This window comes from Oceanispirochaeta sp. M1 (assembly GCF_003346715.1).
In the GTDB taxonomy this organism is placed as follows: domain Bacteria; phylum Spirochaetota; class Spirochaetia; order DSM-2461; family DSM-2461; genus Oceanispirochaeta.
The window spans coordinates 1-21678 of record NZ_QQPQ01000059.1 but is presented as its reverse complement, the minus strand read 5'-3'; the positions used below and the strand labels follow the sequence as shown (position 1 = coordinate 21678).

Sequence of the window (21678 nt, the reverse complement as noted above, 5' to 3'; positions counted from 1 at the left end):
ACATACTCACCTCAGCTGCAAAGGTTTTCGGTAATTTCTACCGTTATTCATGCATCTGAAGTCATTATATTAATGAATAACTCCTTTGTAAATTTAAACTTAGGATTTATTCAGCAGGCCCTAAATAATAAACTCCTTTGCCGAGTTCATCCAGAAAATCTACTGTAAATATGAATAATCATACCATCTGGGCTGAGAGGAAATTGCAACAGAGAGAAACCGCTTCTATAAAAACTTTGTAAACTTTTCACTCTCCATCCTTATCCCAGCCAGACAAACTTCTTCCTCTGTGATGTCATAGGCATTATAGCACCACTCTTGTTACCCAGCTCCTTAAATAAGATCAGTTATTCCTGAAAGACCTAACAGGTGAAAGGGGATTTGAGAACAGGAACTGTATTAGTATAGCCGTGAGGAATAGTAAGGATAATGATAGATTCTTGGGAGTATTGGAGAAAATTTGTTTAATTGAAGGGTTTTATTAGAAGGAGAGAAATATAGAGCAATGGATATTGAAAAACGGATTATTTATATTTAAATACGCGGCTAGCTTCTGCATATTTTGTTAAATAATGGCTATATAGTAATTTTGCTTATTGTAGAAAATAAAAGGTTTATGATATGTTCAGTTATTGAACAAAGACAGTTGAAGAAAAAATTTTTATCAAATTTAGTTCCGGCTTATTGATAATATTCTTCTATCAGAATCCTTATCTTACAATAGGCAGCAAGGCCAATGGGTAGGGGTAGATCTATCCTCTCTTAATCAAGAAAAGACTAATGGACAAAGAAATAATAATCCTAGAACAAATACAGAATAATCCTCAAGTTAGCCAAAGAGATCTGGCTTCTATTGCACAGGCATCCTTGGGCATGACAAATGCTATCCTCAAGCGATTTGTGAAAAAAGGATTTATTACAATCAAAAAAGTAAATAACAGAAATATCCATTATATTCTTACAACAGATGGTTTGGATGAGATTAGTAAGCGATCTTGGAGCTATTTCAGGCGTACTATCAAGAATGTCGTGGTATATCAGGATGCAATATTCGAGATTGTAAAACAAGTAAAAAAAGAGGAATATTGTATTATTGCTCTTCAGGGCCAAAGTGATTTTGAATTTATAATTGAGCATGTTTGCTACAAAATGGGTATAGAATTTAAATTGATCCCTCAAGAAATAGATGATTTTTCTGAAGGTGTATTTTGTTTTATATCTGAATCATCAAATAAAGTGGATAATGATAAAAATATGTTTTCCTTAAAACATCTGATAATAGGTTAAATCTTAGGAGATATGAAAATGCTAAAGAATTCTGTAATATTGATAACTGGTGGAACCGGATCATTTGGACATAAGTTCATTGAAATGACTCTAGAAAAATATAAACCCAAAAAGATAATTATTTATTCACGTGATGAAATGAAACAATGGAGTATGGCCAGTCGTTTTGAGGATGATCCACGCCTGCGCTTCTTTATCGGAGATGTTCGAGATAAAGAAAGATTATATAGAGCTCTTGATGGTGTTGATTATGTAGTGCATGCAGCAGCGACTAAAATAGTACCAACAGCTGAATATAATCCTTTCGAATGTATCAAGACAAATATCAATGGTGCAATGAACTTAATTGATGCTTGTATCGACAAGAAAGTAAAACGATGTGTTGCCCTTAGTACAGATAAAGCATGTAACCCTATCAATCTATATGGTGCAACAAAATTGGCTTCAGATAAAGTTTTTGTAGCAGGTAATTCTTATTCCAATCCAGATTCCACCCGGTTTTCAGTCGTTCGGTATGGAAATGTTATGGGAAGTCGGGGATCGGTTATTCCTTTTTTTCTGAATAAAAAAAAGGAAGGAGTTCTTCCTATCACTGATGAAAGAATGACACGTTTTATGATAACTCTTGATCAAGGTGTTGAATTAGTTTGGAAAGCTTTTGAGGATGCAGAAGGCGGAGAAATCTACGTTAAAAAGATACCTTCAATGAAGGTTGTAGATTTAGCAAAAACTATTGCACCAGAGGCTGAATTGAGATATGTAGGAATTAGACCAGGTGAGAAATTACATGAGATTATGATTAGCATTGAAGATGCTATGTTTACATATGAATATGATAGTTACTACAAAATATTGCCTGCAATCCATGATTGGTACACAGATGAATTAAGAATTAATAATGGCTCTAAAGTCCCGGAAGGATTTTCATATTCAAGTGATAATAATCAAGAATGGATGACAAATGAAGAACTGTCAGGATGGATAGAAAATGAGTTTCATAAAATGGTTAAGGTTTGATTTATGATTTCATATGGTAGACAATCAATCACTATTGAAGATATAGAATCCGTTGTTAGTGTGTTAAAGTCAGATTTCTTAACACAGGGGCCAAGTGTTGAAAAGTTCGAAAAATCAATAGCTGATTACTGTGGAGCGAAATATTGTGTAGCTGTAGCAAATGGAACAGCAGCATTGCATATAGCTGTTGCGGCCTTAGATATAGGTTCAAATGTTAGTGGTGTTACTTCTCCAAATACATTTGTAGCTTCTTCGAATGCTATGATTTATAACAATATTACACCTTTGTTTGCCGATATTGACCCAGATACATATAATATTACTCCTTCTTCTGTCAAAGATGTTCTTAAAGAAAATACAAAATTGATTATACCTGTTCATTTTGCGGGGCAACCATGTGATATGGAAGGGTTTTATCAGTTGGCAGGTGAAAGATCTGACATATCAATAATTGAAGATGCTGCTCATGCTATAGGGTCCTCTTATTCAGATGGAGATAAAGTTGGCAGTTGTAAATACTCAGATATGACTATTTTTTCCTTTCACCCAGTAAAGACAATAACATCTGGAGAAGGAGGTGCTATAACAACAAATAACAAAGAACTGTTTGATAAGTTATTGTTGTTAAGAAATCATGGAATTACTAAAAACCAAGAAAAACTTACTGAGAATCCAGGTCCATGGTTTTATGAAATGCAAGGGTTGGGTTTTAACTATAGGCTGACAGATATTCAAGCTGCTCTTGGAAATAGTCAAATGAAAAGAATTGATGATTTTAAAATAAAACGACGAGCTATTGTTGATAAATATAATTTAATTTTTGGAAATATTAGTGGTGTAGTTTCCCCATATGAATCTAATAATAAGCGGAGTTGTTTTCACTTATATGTTTTGTTAATTAATTTTAAAAAATTTAAAATCAGTAGAGCAGATTTTATAGAAAAGCTCTTTCAAAAGGGAATAGGCACACAAGTTCATTATATTCCAGTTTATAGACAACCTTATTATAAGGATAGAAATTTCAGGGGGTTATGCCCCAATGCTGAAGAATATTATTCAAAAGCTATCAGCTTGCCATTGTATCCTGATCTAAGTATTAAAGAACAGGATTATGTCATAACAGAAATTATGAAATTACTAAATATATAATATATTCCTACATGAGGTGATAGTAAAAGAATCCAAAATAAAAATATTCGCCTCTTCTCTAGAAAGCTATATTTTTTATATCAAATTATATTTCCGTTACAAAATATTCTTTTTGTGAAGTAACGGTTTTCATCGATTCGAACAATTAGCAGTATTTAGAGACAATTTGAGTAAGTGATTATTTTTATAATCTAATAACAAACAGTTGATAAATTAGGAATGGTTGATGGTATAATGAAAGTCTTAAAGCAATGTTGTAAGTTGGGTATTCAAGTTGATGCTGTCTGCACATTTATGGTTTCTGCTTCATTTGTTCAAGCTGATCTTTTAAAAGTAATATAGTAAATTTGATATTAATAAAAGCATTAGCGTGTTATAAAGTTTCAATATAGTTATTCTGTTCAGAGAATACTGATAGCATAAAGTATGCTTAAAAATGTGGTGGCTTGAAATATAAATGTCATTATGCTAGTCAATTTTTAATTTATTATTAGTTTACTGAACAAATTTAGGTCTTCCGATAACAATTCAGCAAATATAAATTTGAGTAATAAAAATATCAAAATTTGCTGCAACAAGACAAAAAAGTTAATGTAGTTTAAAATTTTTGCTTTTGTATCTTAATAGTGTAGTGTGAGGCAAATCATTGCAAATTGATAATATTATAATTTTCGGTTCGGGTTTTCTCGCAATAAAATCGTTGCAAGTGATCATTCAAAAGTATGATGTTGTTAGTGTATATACACATCCAGATAATAGTGGAGAATCTCTTTCAGATTTCTGTTCTGAAATTGGAATAATTTGTTATAGGCAAAAAGCATGGGATGATCCTAAGTCATATAATCTCTTTCGTGGATATAAAAACTCTATTCTTATAAGTATTAATTACAAATATATCATTCCATATAATGTCTTTTCGATTTTCAATTTTGCCTTTAATATCCATGGATCATTATTACCAGTTTATAGAGGACGATCACCACATGTCTGGACCATAATGAATGGAGAAAATGAAACAGGTATTACTAGTCATATTATTGTAAAAGAAGTTGATGCAGGAAATATTATTGAACAAGTTAAAATTAAAATTAGTAAAGATGATACAGGAGATACTTTATTAAAGAAGATGTCTATCATATATCCTGATGTCATCTTAGCTAGTCTTAATAAAATCAAATTAGATATTAAACCAATTATTCAAGATGAAGCTAAAGCTACTTATTATGGCTTAAGAACTTCAATGATGAGTTATTTAAATCCCTATTTACCGACTCAAGAAATCTTAAATTTTATACGTGCTTTAAGTGGTAGTTACCCAAATGCATATTTTTTTCAGAGGTTTGGAAAAAAATATTTTATTGAAGAAGTAAAAGTATTGAAAAAAACTGGTGCAGCTATTGGTCTTCTTGAAGAAAAAAAGGATGGTATTTATTTGAACTGTAAAGATAATCAATTAAAATTAATAAAATTCCGAATTGGTGAATAGTATGAGTACTTTTATAGTTGCAGAATTATCTGCGAATCACAATAATAGCTTTGAAATTGCAAAAGAAACAATTGTTAAAGCGGCTGAATGTGGTGCAGATGCAGTAAAAATTCAGACTTATACAGCAGATACTATGACTATCAAATGTGATAATTCGTATTTCAAGATAAATAATGGTTCACTTTGGGATGGGAAAACATATTATGAGTTATATGAAGATGCATCTATGCCATGGGATTGGTATTTAAAGATAAAGAAAATTGCTCTTGATAATAATATTCAACTGTTTTCTTCTCCATTTGATTCTACTTCTGTTGACTTCCTAGAATCATGTGGAAATCCAATATATAAGATTGCATCTTTTGAAATTGCTGATTTAATACTAATAGAGAAAGTCGCATCACTAGGAAAACCAATTATTATATCTACTGGTGTAGCAACTATTGATGAAATCTATGATGCTGTAATAGTTTGTAAAGATGCTGGTAACTTTGATATTACTCTATTAGAGTGTAGTTCAAGCTATCCATCTTTTACCGAGTCCATTAATTTAAATAAAATGAAAAACATGAAAGAAACATTTGGAGTCAAAGTTGGGCTCTCTGATCATTCTCTCGGCCCTCAGGTTGCTATAGCTGCTGTTGCTATGGGAGCAACCATTGTTGAAAAACATTTCATTCTTGATCGGAAAAATGTAGGGCCTGATTCTTCCTTTTCAATAGAACCTAAGGAATTTGCAGAAATGGTTTCATCTATACGTTCAGTTGAGAAAGCCCTTAAGCCTGTTTCATATGATTTGGATTATATAGCAAAGGCAAATCAAGATTTCCGCCGTTCTCTCTTTGTAGTTGAAAATATTAAGTGTGGTGATGTTTTCTCTACTCAAAATTTGCGGTCTATAAGACCAGGATTTGGTTTATCGCCGAAATATTATTCTGATATTCTTGGTAAGAAAGCAAACATAGATATCGCTTTAGGAACCCCTATGAGCTGGGATTTAGTCAGTTATGTTGAATAGTATACTCATAATAAATTCAAGGGGAGGAATATGAAAAATATCTGTATTATTCCTGCAAGGGGTGGCAGTAAAAGAATCCCACGTAAAAATGTTAAATTGTTCTGTGGTAAGCCTATTATTGAATACTCTATTGAATCTGCTTTGAGATCAGGTTTATTTGATGAAGTAATGGTTTCAACTGATGATGTGGAGATCTCTAATTTAGCCATAAATTGTGGCGCTAAAGTTCCCTTCTTACGCAGTAAAATAACTAGTAATGATTTTGCTAGTACAGTAGATGTCTTGGAAGAAGTACTACTAAACTATAAAAAAAAAGGTCTTACATTTGATAATTGCTGTTGTTTATATGCAACAGCACCTTTTATTACAGATAAAATCTTAAATGAGACGTTTTCATTTATATCAAAAAGTAAATACAGTTCTGTATTGCCTGTAATAAAATATTCTCATCCTATACAAAGAGCTTTCATTGACAATGATGGATATCTTGAATATAAATCACCTGAATATCAAAATAGTAGAACTCAAGATTTGCAACCGATGTATCATGATTCAGGGCAATTCTATTGGTTTAATGTGACTCATTTTATCAAAAATAAGCTTATTATTACCGATAATACACATGGTTTTGAAATTCCTGAGAGTAAAGTAAGAGATATCGATACATTAGAAGATTGGAAAATAGCGGAGGTACTGTACAATTGCATAAATTGGGATTAAAAATTTGGTCAATCAATACAGATAATTACCTAAATGAGGCAAAAAGACTAATTGAGGAAGGCTATATTGATTACATCGAATTATATTATGTTCCAGGGACAGAAAATAAGTTAGCTTACTGGGAAAAATTATCGATACCATATGTAATTCATTCTCCTCATATGGCACACGGATTTAACTTAGCTGATAAATATGAATTAGAAAATAATTTAAAGATTTTCAAAAAAGTACAAACTTATGCGGATGCATTGACAGCAAATAAAATTATAGTACATTGCGAAGCAAATGGAAGTATTGATGAAACAATAAAACAGTTGAATCAAATAGATGATGATAGAATCCTAATTGAGAATGTTCCTGCGATTGTTTCAAATGATACAATTATTGATCATTTTATTGGTGTTAAACCAGAAGAGATAGAATATATCAAAAGAAGGTGCAATGTAGGTTTTGTTTTAGATATAGGTCATGCTATAGCTGCAGCAGTACACTATAAAATTGATTATTGGAACATGATCGATGATTTTTTGATATTGAAGCCTGAAATGTTGCATTTATCTGATACAGATACTACTACACCATATGATGATCATTTTAATATTGGGAAAGGTAATATGGATTTTAATAAATTAAAGAAAAGATTGATTATTGACTATATGATTAGCATTGAGACTAATAAGAAATCATTAGATAAATTAGATGATTTTAATGACGATGTAAAATCTTTTCGTAGAATATTCTACTGAATAAATAAAATTTGGGAGATTCATTAATGGAATTTAAATTTAAGAGATTGTTATTCTTAGGAGCAACTGATTATCAATTACCAGCAATAAAAAAAGCTAAGTATTTAGGGTGTAATGTTATTACTCTTAGTAATGATCTCTCTCAGATTGGTCATTCATATAGCGATTTATCTTTAAATATTTCTACTATTGATAAAGAAAAAGTATTAGAAGCGGCTAAAAAATATAAAATTGATGCAATTATGACTTATGCTGCAAATGCAGCTGTAGAAACTGTTTCCTATGTAGCCAAAGAGCTAAATTTACCTGGTAATCCTATGGATGCGGCATTAATATTACAAGATAAAGGACTTTTCAGGAATCTTCAAAAGAAGTTGAGTTTGCCTCATCCAGATTTCAGAATTCTCAAGAAGGATGATAATCCTCAAGATATTTTTGATTTTTTAAAACACAATGAATTAATCGTAAAGCCTGTTGATTCGGGTGGTTCTCGTGGACAAACATTCATTAAAGTAGAAAATGAGATTGAAGCTGCATTTCAGAATGCTTTGGAGTGTTCTACATTAGATCAAGTGATTTTTGAAGAAAAAATTGATAGTAAGGTGCTTGAACTTGACGGTGATGTTTTTTTTCAGAACGGTAAACTCGAATATGCTCTTTATGGGCATAATTATTTTAAGATTGATACGGATTACAATGTACCTGTTGGAGAAATCTTTCCTGGAAAGATTTCAAATGATATAAAACAGAGCCTTGACGAACAGTTCCAGGCAATCATAACTTCACTGAATCTGGAATCAGGCTGTATGAATTTCGACGGTCTTGTTTCTGATAATGAAGTCCATATTATAGATATAGCCTTGAGAAATGGTGGTAATTTTGTTCCTCGTATGATTGAGTTCGCTTCTGGATTTGATATGACTGAAGCTGCGGTGTATGCTGCATTTGGTGTAAATTATCAGTATAAAATTAAGAAAGATCAGACTCCAATAGTTTCATATATACTTAATAGTTCTGAAAATGGCTTGTATAACGGATATACAATAGATTCCAAATATATTGATAATGTGATATTTGAGCATCAGATAGTTGAAGTAGGAGATGAGGTTGAAGAATTTAAAATTGGAACAAATACTCTAGGAGTCGTTGCCTTTAAATTTAATACTATCGATGAAGCTGTCAATTTCACAACTCAAGTACAAAATGTAGTTACTTTAAGTGTTGATACAAAGAAAAAAGCTAAAGGTACTGCAGGATTCCGGGTTAGCTCATTTATCAAAAATAAATTGGATCAAGCAATTGTTAATAATGATGTTGCAGTAGAGAACGTATTGAAGAGACAATTTTATGTAGCATCTTCACCAGTCAATAAGCAATCAGATGATTTTACTCTAAAGCATTATGAAGCATCATCTTTATTCGAGTATGAAGGGAAAAAACTACTTGGTTTAGAACGTCTTTACAAAAGAGTTTTAATAGTTGAACCAATTCTACAATGTTTGGCCAATTGCAGACATTGTCTACGTCAGTTTTATTCACCATTTGCCTTATCTGATGAAGATCTGAGTCGCGTAGCTCGTTGTATTAGCGGTCTTCCTGATCTAGCTGATATTCGTGAATTACTGATCACTGGCGGTGATCCTTTACTGGTTCCTACAAAACTAATTAAGTTTCTTGATGAATTAGATACAATGAAGCACAACATTAAAATCGTTCGAATTGCTAGTCGTATTCCAATTCATAACCCTTCAGGTATTAATGATAATATTATTGCTCTTTTTAAGAGAAATTACTCTTTCAGAATTGAAATGGCAACGCAGATAAATCATTCTGCTGAATTATTTCCTGAAGTTAGGAATGCGTTTGAGAAAATTAGAAATCATGTAAATATCTACAATCAAACTGTTTTGTTAAATGATATAAATACAAATAAACAGGATTTAATGTCTCTTTGTGATGATATAAGGTATATGGGGATTGATAATCATTATATTTTTCATTGTGTTCCAATTAAGGGAGCTGATGATTTCAGAAATACTGTAGATGATAGTATTAACCTAATACGGCAAATAACAACTAGTGGTTACTTCTCTGGTAGATCTAAGCCCGAATTGGCTTTAATGACTGATGTAGGGAAAATCACATTATATGAGAATAGTATTCTAGAGAGAAAAAATGAAAAAATATTATTGCAAACTTATTATAATTATGAAGATAGACTTAGATGGAATCCCTATTGGGAACTACCGGAAAGCACTACTGTTGATGAAAACGGGTATTTGAGAGTTTGGTATAAAGATAAGAATAAAAATGATTAATATCGATAATTTTATTATAAATGATGATTCAGAATGTTATATCATAGCCGAGATCTCAGCAAATCATTGTAATAGTTTTGAAATAGCAAAAAAAACTATTATTGCAGCTAAAGAATCAGGAGCAAATGCTGTTAAGATACAAACATATACAGCTGATACGATGACCATTGATTGTAAATCTGATTTATTTAGAATAAGTGGAGGTACTATTTGGGATGGACAGTATGAGTATGATATTTATAAAGAAGGGACAATGCCTTGGGAGTGGCAACCAAAGTTAAAAGAAATAGCTGATGAAATCGGAATAACATTGTTTTCTACGCCTTTTGACAAAACAGCTGTAGATTTTCTTGAAAAAATGAATGTTCCAGTTTACAAAGTCGCTTCATTTGAAGCTGTTGATATTCCTTTAATTAAGTATATTGCATCAAAAAATAAACCTATTATTATATCTACTGGAATAATAGAGAAAGATGAAATATTTGATATTGTAGATGCTTGCAATGAAGTCAATAATGACAATCTTATACTGTTGAAATGTATCAGTTCTTATCCTGCTCCTCTTGAAGAAATGAATTTAAAGACTCTTATAGATATGAAAACAACATTTAATACAATTGTAGGGCTATCTGATCACACTATGGATTTAGAGTGTGTTCTAGCAGCTGTAGCTCTTGGAGCAAAGGTCGTAGAAAAACACTTCACACTTGATAGAACATTAGGTGGACCTGATGCACTATTTTCAATGGAGCCGAATAATTTTAAAGAGATGGTAGATTCAATTAGAAAAGTTGAAAAGGCATTAGGAAATATTTCTTACAACCTCTCAGAAAAATCTAAGTTAAATCGTAATTACTCAAGGTCTCTTTTTATAGTTAAAGATATGGTTAAAGGAGATATTTTCTCTGATTCCAATTTGAAATCAATACGTCCTGGTTATGGGATTTCTCCTAAGGAATATGAAAACATATTAGGTAAGAAGTGTTCTCAGAATATTAAAAGGGGCACACCAATGAGTTATGATTATATAAACTGCTAGTTAATTTCTTCTAGGATTTTCTTTCATATTTGTAGTAGATAATTTTTTATAAAATTTACTGCAGATTATACTATTTAGAGTCCGCTGATTAATGTTTATGAAATTACAGTATAAAGATTTCCTTGCAAAAATGTATCAATACGTGAACACATTATTGGGAATTGCCCTAAAACCCTTGTATTGGAGTTGATCATTTATAGAGAAGAGTGTGAAAATAAGCAGAAACATGAAGATTTTTATTTAACATTAGATTGTCATCTTGACGAAGAAAACATGTCCCCTAGAAGAAGATTAAAAAAAGTTTATAAAGAGATGTTATCTGATTCTGGAATAGGAACTCCAGTAAAATCGGTAAGAATGGCTCACAGAGCCCTAATCAATAAAGAAAAATCACAAATATCTAACAGAGAAATTATTTAAAAAGTAAGGGAAAATTCATACCTATGATATTTCATTGTATGAAGGAAAACAAGGATAAAGTCCTTGTTTTCATCATTATTGATGTATTTTATAAAGTGTCTTGATGGACACAGCTTATTAAGAAGTTAAATGAAATATATATTAAAGAAGATAAAAACGTAATTTGTAAAAAAATAAAAGGTGTAGAAAAATTGAAGAAGATCAGGGGATAAATAATATTGGAAAATTTATTGTAGATTAGGCCTGCACTACTGCTGACATAAGATATCCAAATGACATGTCAATTTTAATGAAGTCAGGGTATATACTAAATAGTTTTTTTGATTTTATTTACACTTCTTATCATTCTGTATTCCAAAGGAAGTCAAGGGATTACCGACAATTATCACACAGTAATTTTATTGCTTATAGAAAGAAACGAAAGCAACGAAGTAAAGTTAGAAGAACACCTATAAATATGCAGTTGAAATATTATAGGTTCAAAATTGGCTATGTATAATCCAAATTGGCTATGTAGATGTATTGGACTTTATATACTGTAATGTTGTTTTTCTTTCAGTAATCGCCAAGATACAGGGATGGTTTGAAGTTGTAAAAGAAGTACACACTCAGCAACTATATATGTATGAAAACTGGGAAAAAGGGTAGATAACAGAATAGTTAGTGTTATTCAGCCACAAGTAAGGTCAACGGTAGGCCAATCGTGAGTGGAAACGCTGATTAAAATTTAGAATTTTGAGAGAAAGTATCTTTGAGTTTGATCGAATGATTATGCCTAATAGAGCATTTATTCTGGGATATTTTTAATAAATCACAAGACTTGATTGATATATAAAAAAAAAGAGAGGTGTTTGTGTACTTTCCTAAGTCAGTCATGTAGATAAAATATGTCAAGCATATAAAAAAAGAATTATTGTAATGAGAATAACATCCGCATGACAGGAAAGCCGATAGGTCTCCCCATAAAAGTAACAGAGAAAAATAAAGAAAAGCTGAAGCAGGAAAATCAACAATGATATCAGGATTATAGTGACCGAATAATTATTGAAAGTAAATCAGGAGTTGGAAAGAGAAGATCTGGAATAGCGCTATTAAAATCTAAGCTTAAGGAGACAAATAAAATTAATATTTATATAATTGCTCTTGTTCTAAACTTTAATAAGATTTGTGAAAAAAAAATACTGAAAATAAGGCCAAATATAGGGTAATATTGAAAAAGACTTCTTGAAGACTATTCAGCAAAACCTAGTTATTTTAAATTTATGTTTCATGGAGTAAAGAATGGCCAACCCGCAAAAAATAAATGCTATTGTAAAAGAGATAGAGGCTTACGGAAGACAGGTATATAAACTGGTTTTTAAATCTGAGAGAAAGTTTCCCAGATTTAAAGCTGGTCAATTTCTCCATTTGACGTTGGAAGAATATGATCCTACCTCTGGTTTCTGGCCGGAATCAAGAGTTTTTTCTATCGCTTCCTGTTCTGATGACAGAACAGAAGTCTCTATTGTATATAGCGTCAAAGGTTTATATACAAAAAAAATGGAAGAGACCATTTTAATCGGAATGCCTATCTGGTTGAAGGCTCCTTATGGGGAATTTATTATATGTAACCATATTCAGGATGGTCAGGCTGCTATCTTGATTGCGGGCGGAACAGGTGTATCACCTTTTATTCCTTTCTTAAATCAATCCGGTAATTCAACTACAATCCAGTTGAATTATGGTTTACGGAATAAGGACCTTATGATTTTTGAAGAAGAACTTTCCTCAGTACTGAATCAGGATAATTTTTCTATGAATTTGTACTTGGAAGAAACATCGGATCAAATAACTGTATCTGGTAATCTGGATGTAAAAGAGGGTCTTTTGTCTGTGAATAACATCTTAAATGATATTCAGAAGAAAGACAATTCTGTATTTTTTATTTCAGGTCCACCTACAATGATTGAACTGTTTCAACAGCAACTTATGCAGTCAGGTATATTAAAAGATAAAATTATAATAGATGAATGGGGTTAATTGTGAGTAAAAATGAAAAAGAACTAAGAGCAGAAATTGCAGGTCTTGTGAAAGATTTTTATGACGTAAAATTTAAGGATGAATTCTACATCCCGGGTGAAACACCTGTTCGTTATGCCGGAAGGGTTTTTGATGAAACAGAACTTCAGGCATTGGTTGATTCTTCACTGGATTTCTGGCTGACATCCGGTCGTTATACTGATGAATTTGAATCTGAATTTGCCGATTTATTTGACTTGGAATATGCTTTTTTGACAAATTCAGGATCTTCTGCAAATCTCCTGGCTTTTTCAGCTTTAACATCACCTCTTTTAGGAGACAGAAAGTTGAAGCCCGGTGATGAGGTTATTTCTGTTGCTGCTGGATTTCCTACTACAGTCAATCCAATTATTCAGCATGGTATGGTTCCTGTATTTGTTGATGTGGAACTGGGTACCTATAATATAGATCCAAGAGAGTTGAAAAAGGCTATCGGACCGAAAACCAGAGCGATCTTCCTAGCTCATACATTAGGTAATCCCTATAATTTGGATGTTATTCAGGAATTGGTAGAGGAGTATAATCTGTGGTTTATTGAAGACTGCTGTGATGCTCTCGGATCCAAATATAATGGAAAGATGCTGGGAACTTTCGGTCATATTACTACCTGTTCCTTCTATCCTGCTCACCATATCACCATGGGAGAAGGCGGAGCCGTTTTAACAGATGATGATGACCTGGCTCGTGCAGTTCGTTCCATAAGGGATTGGGGACGTGATTGCTACTGTGCCGGCGGAGAGAATAATACCTGTGGGAAAAGGTTTTCCGGTCAGTATGGAACCCTTCCCAAGGGATATGATCATAAATATGTTTACTCCCATATTGGCTACAATTTAAAAGCAACCGATATGCAGGCAGCGATTGGTGTGGAACAGTTGAAAAAGCTGGATGGTTTTATTGAAAGACGGAAAGAAAATTTCCGTTTATGGACTGAAGGATTTAAAAAATGGGAAGATAAGTTTATTCTTCCTTATGCTATTGAAGGCTCTGATCCTGCTTGGTTTGCTTATCCGGTTACTGTTAAGGAAGATGCGGGATTTACCAGAACAGAGTTTACTGATTTCCTTTCCCAAAATCTGGTAGAAACACGAAATCTTTTTGGAGGCAATCTTCTTCGTCAGCCGGCATATTTTGATATAGAAAAACGTGTAGTTGGAGATTTGAAGGTTACAGATCTGATTATGCATCAAACATTTTTCTTGGGTACTTTTCCCGGATTAACAAGAGATAAAATTATTTTCTCTCTTTCCGTTATAGAAAAATTTATGGAGAGATTACCTTTATGATTGATGGTTTAACATAGTAGACAACGCTTTAAAAGTATAGGTCAATGATAATTGATGAAAAAAGTATTAAAGATATTGGGATGCAATAAACTGAAAGAATCGAAGTCAAATCAATAATGGAACACTTGAGTGATCAATTTCCATAATACAGATAGTCTAGTCTAATATGAAATGCTTCAGAGTCTTAAGCACTACACAATCGTTGCATACTATATAAAAGCAAATCTAATATGGCCTGCTGAAAAAGTCTTAAGTATAAATTTATAAATGAGTTATTCATTAATTTAACATCTCTAGATGGAAGAATATAGGCAGTAATTTCTGAAAACCCCTGTGACAGCAGTGAATATATATACAGGGAAAATAATTATGATCAACTCAAACTATATGTTTTCTGTCGTCCTTTTGGTGAGTATCTATAAGAAGATAATTGATGGGTGATTCTTAGTAAATAAATACATGAAAAAGATTGAAGCTGATTATGTGAAGCTATTTTTTTTGAATATGAGAGATCCGGGTAAGTCATTTTGTGTACAAGTAATTCTTTAATAAAAAAGGAAATCAATCTGTTTTCTGATGAAAAGATTCCCAGTTATATAAAAGAAACAACTTATTTTCATTACCTCATTGGTTTGAAAGGATATATGAAAAAAATCGAGCAATCAATAATTAACCATTATCGTGGGCGGATTGATGGCAAGATTGTCCATAAGACCAATGAGGCTTTGTTTCGAGAGTAATATTAAGAAGAGCTAAGAAAACTGTAAAATGCAGAATAACTTGAAATCAATTATTCTGTAAATAAAGCACATGTTTAACAGGATTGATATAGAAGTACAATATAGACTGGTTTGACATTTCAAGTTAAAATAGTTTCTGAATTATTAGCCTCGGAAGATGTATGAGTAAAACTAGTGAATATTTGAAAACCGGATTATGAGTGTTAACCAGCTTTATATCAGAGCGATCGTTTGTGGAAAGGCTCGTACTTCTATTGAGTTCGGTGTTAAATTCTATATTAGTTCATCAATGATTCAGTTTCATAGACAATCTTTCTTTGTAGAAATTTTTTGAATCTGGCTATCTAATTCATTAGATTGAAAAAGACTATGATGGATATGGCTATTATCCAGTTTTAGTTCATGCGGATAGGATAAATCAGAATCGAGAGAGTAGAAAAGATTCTAAAGATTGAGTATTTATGTCGAAAGGATAACTTATTAGTTGTCTACAATTAGAAACTGACAATAGTACAGAATAACTGAAAGCAGCATCATAGTAACACTATCAAGATGACATAGATTGGATAGCAGTAAAAGGTTTCATTGATTTTGTGAAAAGAAAATTATAAATTGAGACGTATAAAAGTGAAGTTGCAATCAACTACTGAAACGAAGATGTTCCTTTCAAAACTCATCATGTATTTTGAAAAGAATATATTCCATAAAATTATAGCAATTGAATTTAAATTACAAATTAGGATAGGAAGGTCTTCTTGAAAATTTTAGTAAGCCTTCAATATTTAATAAATTATTAAATATTTCTAAATACTGAAAATTAGATGAAACATAATACTGATGGAGATTATTATTGAGTAAATTATTAAAGAATACAGCTATATACACATTCTTTACTGTACTTCAAAAAGGTGTTGGGTTTTTTCTGTTACCTCTTTATACTGTGTTTCTTTCACCAAGTGATTATGGTATGGTTACTCTAGTTACGTCTATAACCAGTTTTTTATCAATTTTTTATATGCTAGCATTAAATAATGGAATGGGACGTTACTATTATGATTACAATAAATCACATGAGCTGATAAAAGAACTCTTTGGTACTGTATTTAATACAGTGATATTTTCATCAACTTTTTTCTCAATAATATTTTTTATGTGGTCTGATTTCTTTTTTTCACCTTTCTTGGCAGAAATACCAGTTCATCCATTCATGACATTGGGTTTGGTTTCATTAGCATTTGAGCCAATATTTCAAGTAGTGCAATCAATGGCACAGATAAAACAAGAAGCAAACAAATTTTCTATTATTAATTTTCTGTATTTTCTTGTAAGTGTTGGCTTGAAATTGCTATTTATTGTAGGGCTTCATTATAAATCCGAAGGCTTTCTTCTAAGTGTTGCGATTTCTAATGGTATATTTTTTATTTATTCACTAATTAGCTTCTATACTAGGTATGGGTTATCGTTTCGTTATTCACTTTTAAAAAAACTTTTGAAATATTCATTGCCATTACTACCACATAATATTTCTGGGTGGTCGATGACTATGATTGATCGAGTGTTTATTAGTAAATTACTTTCGGTTGCTGCAACAGGAATATATAGTATAGGTTTTCAAATTTCAAATCTTGTAAATGTATTTGTTTTTGCTTTTTCACAGGCATATTCTCCATTTTTTTTCGAACAAATGAAAAAAGGAGATGAGGGTAAAAATGCTATAATTAAAGTTTCGACTATTGGAGTTCTCGTAATTTCTCTTGTCGGTTCTATATTAAGCTTATTCTCAAAAGAAGTTGTATCTGTTTTTGTATCAGATGTGTATTTTAATAGTTATACAGTTGTACCTTTTTTAACTTTTGTATTTGTATTTACGGGTGTTTATATTTTTGTTGCGGGACCATTGTTCATATCAAGTACTCATATCTTCTCTTTAGTAAGTATAATTGGTGCAATTTTAAATATTTTGCTAAATATAATTATGATTCCGCGATATGGTATAATCGGGGCAGCTACAGCAAGTCTATTACAACGTTTTATAAGCACTTTGATATATGCATTTTTTGGTTATAGATCTAAAGATAGTATCGATTTTCAATGGTCATATATTTTTGGTATACCAGTAGTAATGTTTGTAATTGTTATGTTAATACTTCATTTAACAGAAAATATAGGTTTTATATACACTTTTATTATTAAAGTAATTTTTATTTTTATTGTTATATTTATTTTTGGAATTATTTTTCCTGATTTAAAAATAATGATAAAACAATTTGTCTTTAAAAAAATTAGGAATAAGGGGAATAAATGAAAGTTATAATACTTGCGGGGGGGTATGGATCCCGGTTAGGTCATATTACAGAAGCGATACCAAAACCTATGGTAAAAATAGGTAACAAACCAATTCTTTGGCATATCATGAAAGGATATTCAAATTATGGTTATAATGATTTTGTTCTTTCTCTTGGATATAAAGCAGAAGTAATTAAAGAATATTTCTATAATTACAGTGCCTATAGTGATGACTATACAATCAATTTAGGTTCTAAAGAACTTCAGCACCATAATAAGCATGCTGAATCTAATTGGAATGTTACGCTTATAGATACTGGAATCAATACATTAAAAGGTGCAAGAGTAAAAAGAGTAGAAGAGTTTCTTGATGATGTTAATATGATGACTTATGGTGACGGTGTAGCTGATATTAATATTGCATCTCTTGTGAAATACCATAAGTCTCATGGAAAAATGGTTACAATATCAGGGGTTCATCCTCCAGCACGATTTGGTGAGATTGTTGAAAACAATGGAACCCTTATATCATTTGAAGAAAAACCCCAAACTACTTTAGGATTAATCAATGGGGGATTTATGGTTTTCAATAAGGAATTTCTTTCTTACCTTACAGAGGATCAATCTTGTGACCTTGAGTATGGGACATTTGAAAAACTGGCCGCTCTAGAGCAGATAATGGTGTATAAGCATGATGGGAATTGGGAGTGTATAGATACTGAGCGTGATTTCGCTCACCTAAATAAGTTATGGGATAATGGTGAAGCCTTTTGGAAGAAATGGTAATTTTACAAAATGATAAAATCTGATCAAAGTTTGTTAAGACAATACTATTCAGGTAAGCAGGTATTGGTTACTGGGCATACTGGTTTTAAGGGTTCATGGCTTGCTATATGGTTAAATGAACTTGGTGCTAATGTAATAGGTTATGCTTTGGATCCATTCTGCAGTCGAGATAATTTTGTTCTTTCTGGAATAAGTGATAGAATTACCGATATTAGAGGTGATATTCGAGATAAAAAACACTTAAGTAGCGTATTCTTATCATATAAACCTGACATTGTATTCCATTTAGCAGCTCAACCACTCGTACGTTTTAGTTATGAAGCACCTGTAGAGACATATGAAACAAATGTTATGGGTACAATAAATGTTTTGGAGGGAGTCCGAGCAACACCAGAAACTAAAACTTGTATCTGTATTACTACTGATAAGTGCTATGACAATAAAGAACATATTTGGGGCTATCGTGAAGATGATCCAATGGGTGGGTATGATCCATATTCTTCTTCTAAAGGTGCTTGTGAAATAGCAATTAACTCATGGCGAAAGTCTTTTTTTAATCCAGAAGATTATGGAAAGCATACAACAGCATTAGCTAGTGTTCGAGCTGGGAATGTTATTGGAGGTGGTGATTGGTCAATTGATAGGATAATACCAGATTGTATACGCTCAATAGAAGCCAATGAAGATATTGAGATTCGTTCACCGCAGGCAATTCGTCCTTGGGAACATGTATTAGAACCTTTAAGCGGTTATCTTCTTCTTGGTTTAAAATTATCACTTGATCCAATTAAATATGCAGGTGGATGGAACTTTGGGCCTGATTTAGATTCTATTATTAGTGTGTGGGATATTGCCTCTCTTGTAATTGAAGCATATGGAAAAGGTAATTTAAAGGACATTTCTGACCCTTTAGCTTTACATGAAGCTCAATTGTTAGCTTTAGATATCAGTAAAGCACGCTTTGTCTTAGGTTGGAAACCTACTCTTTCAATTAAAGAGACTATATCATTAACTATTAATTGGTATAAGCAGTATGAAATTGAAGATGTATATGGGATTTGTGTTGATCAGATCAATTCGTTTTATCGAGTAAATAATGAGTAAAATCTTACTCACTGGGGGGACGGGGTATATTGGTTTAAAAGTGTTAAATGCACTAATTGATCGTGAAGACTCAGTTACATTGTTAATTAGACCTTCAACTAATACATCAGATTTACCAATGCAATGTTCTACTTTTATATATGATGGGAATTGTGAATCCCTGTATACATTTTTTGATGAAGAGCGATTTGATGGTGTATTACATCTAGCATCGCTCTCTAAAATAAGAGTTCATAAAACAAAGGATATTGAGGCCCTAATTTCTTCTAATATCATTTTGTCAACAGTTCTTTTAGATATTTCCACTAAAACAAAGGTTAAATGGTTTTTGAATGTTGGAACTTTTTGGCAACATTTTGATAATGAAAAATATTCTCCTGTAAATCTTTATGCTGCCACAAAAGAATCCTTTATTACTATAGCTAAATATTATGTAGATACTTCTAGTATAAGGTTTAATACTCTTATGTTAAATGATACATATGGCCAAGATGACTCTCGATCCAAGATCTTCAATTTGTGGTTCAATTTGTTGATATCTCATGAGATTTTAAAAATGTCTCCAGGAGAACAAATAATTGATCTTTGCTATATTGATGATGTTGTCAATGCCTTTTTAATTATGGTGAAGCTGTTGGAGTCTAAAGAAAACTGTATAGATTCAATGGAAAGGTTTGCAGTTTATTCTTCAGAGAGAATGACTCTTAGAGAAATGGCTCAGAAATTTGAAAGTATTGTTGGACGGTCTTTGCCTATAGCATGGGGTGCTGTTCCATATCGAAATAGAGATGTGATGATACCTCAGAATCATATAAGAGGAGTACCTGGTTGGGTAGCAAGGGTTTCTTTTGAAGAAGGTATTAAACGAATTATCAAAAAAAATATGGAGAAATAATTGGATTCTTATATTACATGTATTTCGCATTCTATATATTTTAGATTGTTAAATCTCCCTGAGTCTAACTACTATTGCAGTAAATTTTCTACGTCATAATATAATCTACAGTCAATAAAATGCTTAATATCAATTCTGAAAGAATGCTATGTCTTATAACAATAATGAGTCTAAAGAAATTTCTCGAAGAAGAACACTAGTGGGCATTGAAAATATGCAGGACCTAAAATATGTTTGTATCTTTTTCGAACTAGATTAGTTTCTGTCAGAGTATTTCGGACAACTTAACAATTTCTCTTAGCTACAGTTAAACTATAATAGTTAGGAGAGGCAATAATACCTACAAAAAGTTTTGCACCAGAAAGTGTCGTTTGGGATATTAAAAGAGAAACTAGAAGACACTTCAACGCAAAAGAAAAGATTAGAAGCATTCTTGAGGGTTGGAAAGGTGAGGATTCCATCGCCGATATTTGTCGAAAGGAATCGCTCCATCCAACTAAATATTATAAATGGAGTAAAGAAATCCTGAAAGCAATGAATACAGTGTTTCCAAAAACAAAAGTTCAGCTATTTATTGTCAATATTATTTGGAATTAGTTGAAGTATGTCTTTTTGAAGGACCGTAAGGAAGCAGTGAAAGATTTGAAGGTAATCTAATCTTCAATCACACTGGATGAAGCTGAGCGTGGACTTAATAATATTCTTGAATAATGAGACACCCAATATGGCACCATTAGTAAAACGTGGACGAGACATTGGGAGAATCTGATATCCATTTTTGAATATTTATAAGAAATCAGAAAGATAATATACACTACCAATGCCATTGAATCCTTGAATTAAGTCATCCGGAAACCTATCAATAATCGAATAACTTCCGCTAATTACAGATCCGCTTTTAAGATAATATACTTAGCCGTACAGCAGGACTTCAAAAAATGGACTATGGCGCTAAGGCAGTGGAAGCTAGCAATAAATCGATTTCAATTGGAATATGGGCCCAATTTTGAAATGAGTAGAATAATCAGTTTTATGGGAAAAATTAATACTTTCGTAATAAGGAAATTGACAGGTCAAATGAAATTTGGTGTACTACTTTACCAGTTTATATTTTTCATAATGGTATGTTTACTTATTCACCATTATAGACTTGTATAGCCGTAAAATATCTATTAGGTATTTTGTGATTAAAATTAATAATGGATAGGCTACACTGTTTCAGACAGTAATTACTCGGACACATTATAATTTCCAGATATAATAGATGTGAGGGTTTAGATGATAGAGAATAATGAGAAGTCCAATATGTCGAAACGATATACA

At 31.8% G+C, this 21678-nt stretch carries 17 protein-coding genes; all 17 read left to right on the top strand.

The window, feature by feature from the left end; translation table 11 throughout:
• Positions 1–780: 780 nt before the first annotated feature.
• Positions 781–1287, top strand: a complete 507-nt coding sequence (locus DV872_RS23780; protein ID WP_114632469.1) for a winged helix-turn-helix transcriptional regulator — start codon at positions 781–783, stop codon at positions 1285–1287.
• 12 nt (positions 1288–1299) lie between these two features.
• Complete coding sequence (pseB, locus tag DV872_RS23775) at positions 1300–2304, top strand: UDP-N-acetylglucosamine 4,6-dehydratase (inverting) (RefSeq protein WP_230391671.1); 1005 nt, start codon at positions 1300–1302, stop codon at positions 2302–2304.
• Positions 2305–2307: 3 nt separating this feature from the next.
• Positions 2308–3453: a UDP-4-amino-4,6-dideoxy-N-acetyl-beta-L-altrosamine transaminase gene (gene pseC, locus DV872_RS23770; RefSeq protein WP_114632467.1), complete on the top strand. Its 1146-nt coding sequence runs from the start codon at positions 2308–2310 to the stop codon at positions 3451–3453.
• A 646-nt stretch (positions 3454–4099) separates the two neighbouring features.
• On the top strand, positions 4100–4939 hold the full coding sequence (locus tag DV872_RS23765) for a methionyl-tRNA formyltransferase (protein WP_114632466.1): 840 nt from the start codon (positions 4100–4102) through the stop codon (positions 4937–4939).
• A gap of 1 nt (position 4940) precedes the next feature.
• Positions 4941–5957 (top strand): pseudaminic acid synthase, encoded by a 1017-nt coding sequence (gene pseI, locus DV872_RS23760; protein WP_114632465.1) that lies wholly within the window; start codon positions 4941–4943, stop codon positions 5955–5957.
• A gap of 30 nt (positions 5958–5987) precedes the next feature.
• Positions 5988–6677, top strand: coding sequence for a pseudaminic acid cytidylyltransferase (gene pseF, locus DV872_RS23755; RefSeq protein WP_114632464.1), 690 nt, complete (start codon positions 5988–5990; stop codon positions 6675–6677).
• Positions 6632–7423, top strand: coding sequence for a TIM barrel protein (locus tag DV872_RS23750; protein WP_147283257.1), 792 nt, complete (start codon positions 6632–6634; stop codon positions 7421–7423). Before pseF ends, DV872_RS23750 begins: the two co-directional genes overlap by 46 nt.
• Positions 7424–7449: 26 nt before the next feature.
• On the top strand, positions 7450–9741 hold the full coding sequence (locus tag DV872_RS23745) for a hypothetical protein (RefSeq protein WP_114632462.1): 2292 nt from the start codon (positions 7450–7452) through the stop codon (positions 9739–9741).
• Positions 9734–10780, top strand: coding sequence for a pseudaminic acid synthase (pseI, locus tag DV872_RS23740; RefSeq protein ID WP_114632461.1), 1047 nt, complete (start codon positions 9734–9736; stop codon positions 10778–10780). Before DV872_RS23745 ends, pseI (DV872_RS23740) begins: the two co-directional genes overlap by 8 nt.
• A gap of 180 nt (positions 10781–10960) precedes the next feature.
• The gene (locus DV872_RS26695; protein WP_158547155.1) at positions 10961–11200 is read left to right on the top strand and encodes a hypothetical protein; all 240 of its coding nucleotides are present in this window, start codon (positions 10961–10963) and stop codon (positions 11198–11200) included.
• 1281 nt (positions 11201–12481) lie between these two features.
• Positions 12482–13219: an FAD-dependent oxidoreductase gene (locus DV872_RS23735; protein WP_114632460.1), complete on the top strand. Its 738-nt coding sequence runs from the start codon at positions 12482–12484 to the stop codon at positions 13217–13219.
• Between the two features lie 2 nt (positions 13220–13221).
• Positions 13222–14544 (top strand): lipopolysaccharide biosynthesis protein RfbH, encoded by a 1323-nt coding sequence (gene rfbH, locus DV872_RS23730; RefSeq protein WP_114632459.1) that lies wholly within the window; start codon positions 13222–13224, stop codon positions 14542–14544.
• A 1590-nt stretch (positions 14545–16134) separates the two neighbouring features.
• Positions 16135–17589 (top strand): lipopolysaccharide biosynthesis protein, encoded by a 1455-nt coding sequence (locus tag DV872_RS23725; RefSeq protein ID WP_114632458.1) that lies wholly within the window; start codon positions 16135–16137, stop codon positions 17587–17589.
• Positions 17586–18356 (top strand): glucose-1-phosphate cytidylyltransferase, encoded by a 771-nt coding sequence (rfbF, locus tag DV872_RS23720; protein ID WP_114632457.1) that lies wholly within the window; start codon positions 17586–17588, stop codon positions 18354–18356. The genes DV872_RS23725 and rfbF overlap by 4 nt, the downstream gene beginning before the upstream one ends.
• 9 nt (positions 18357–18365) lie before the next feature.
• On the top strand, positions 18366–19460 hold the full coding sequence (gene rfbG / locus DV872_RS23715) for a CDP-glucose 4,6-dehydratase (RefSeq protein WP_114632456.1): 1095 nt from the start codon (positions 18366–18368) through the stop codon (positions 19458–19460).
• Positions 19453–20355 carry an NAD(P)-dependent oxidoreductase gene (locus DV872_RS23710; protein WP_114632455.1) on the top strand — a complete coding sequence of 301 codons (903 nt, stop codon included), beginning with the start codon at positions 19453–19455 and terminating at the stop codon, positions 20353–20355. The genes rfbG and DV872_RS23710 overlap by 8 nt, the downstream gene beginning before the upstream one ends.
• 333 nt (positions 20356–20688) lie before the next feature.
• Complete coding sequence (locus DV872_RS23705; RefSeq protein ID WP_114632470.1) at positions 20689–20952, top strand: transposase; 264 nt, start codon at positions 20689–20691, stop codon at positions 20950–20952.
• Positions 20953–21678: the final 726 nt, after the last annotated feature.

What these genes read in the sequence shown, in the direction of transcription:
- DV872_RS23710 (WP_114632455.1), top strand. Translation starts at nt 19,453, where the DNA reads ATGAGTAAAATCTTACTCACTGGGGGGACGGGGTATATTGGTTTAAAA.
- DV872_RS23745 (WP_114632462.1), top strand. Translation starts at nt 7,450, where the DNA reads ATGGAATTTAAATTTAAGAGATTGTTATTCTTAGGAGCAACTGATTAT.
- pseI (WP_114632465.1), top strand. Translation starts at nt 4,941, where the DNA reads ATGAGTACTTTTATAGTTGCAGAATTATCTGCGAATCACAATAATAGC.
- rfbF (WP_114632457.1), top strand. Translation starts at nt 17,586, where the DNA reads ATGAAAGTTATAATACTTGCGGGGGGGTATGGATCCCGGTTAGGTCAT.
- pseB (WP_230391671.1), top strand. Translation starts at nt 1,300, where the DNA reads ATGAAAATGCTAAAGAATTCTGTAATATTGATAACTGGTGGAACCGGA.
- rfbG (WP_114632456.1), top strand. Translation starts at nt 18,366, where the DNA reads ATGATAAAATCTGATCAAAGTTTGTTAAGACAATACTATTCAGGTAAG.
- DV872_RS23735 (WP_114632460.1), top strand. Translation starts at nt 12,482, where the DNA reads ATGGCCAACCCGCAAAAAATAAATGCTATTGTAAAAGAGATAGAGGCT.
- DV872_RS23780 (WP_114632469.1), top strand. Translation starts at nt 781, where the DNA reads ATGGACAAAGAAATAATAATCCTAGAACAAATACAGAATAATCCTCAA.
- pseC (WP_114632467.1), top strand. Translation starts at nt 2,308, where the DNA reads ATGATTTCATATGGTAGACAATCAATCACTATTGAAGATATAGAATCC.
- pseF (WP_114632464.1), top strand. Translation starts at nt 5,988, where the DNA reads ATGAAAAATATCTGTATTATTCCTGCAAGGGGTGGCAGTAAAAGAATC.
- pseI (WP_114632461.1), top strand. Translation starts at nt 9,734, where the DNA reads ATGATTAATATCGATAATTTTATTATAAATGATGATTCAGAATGTTAT.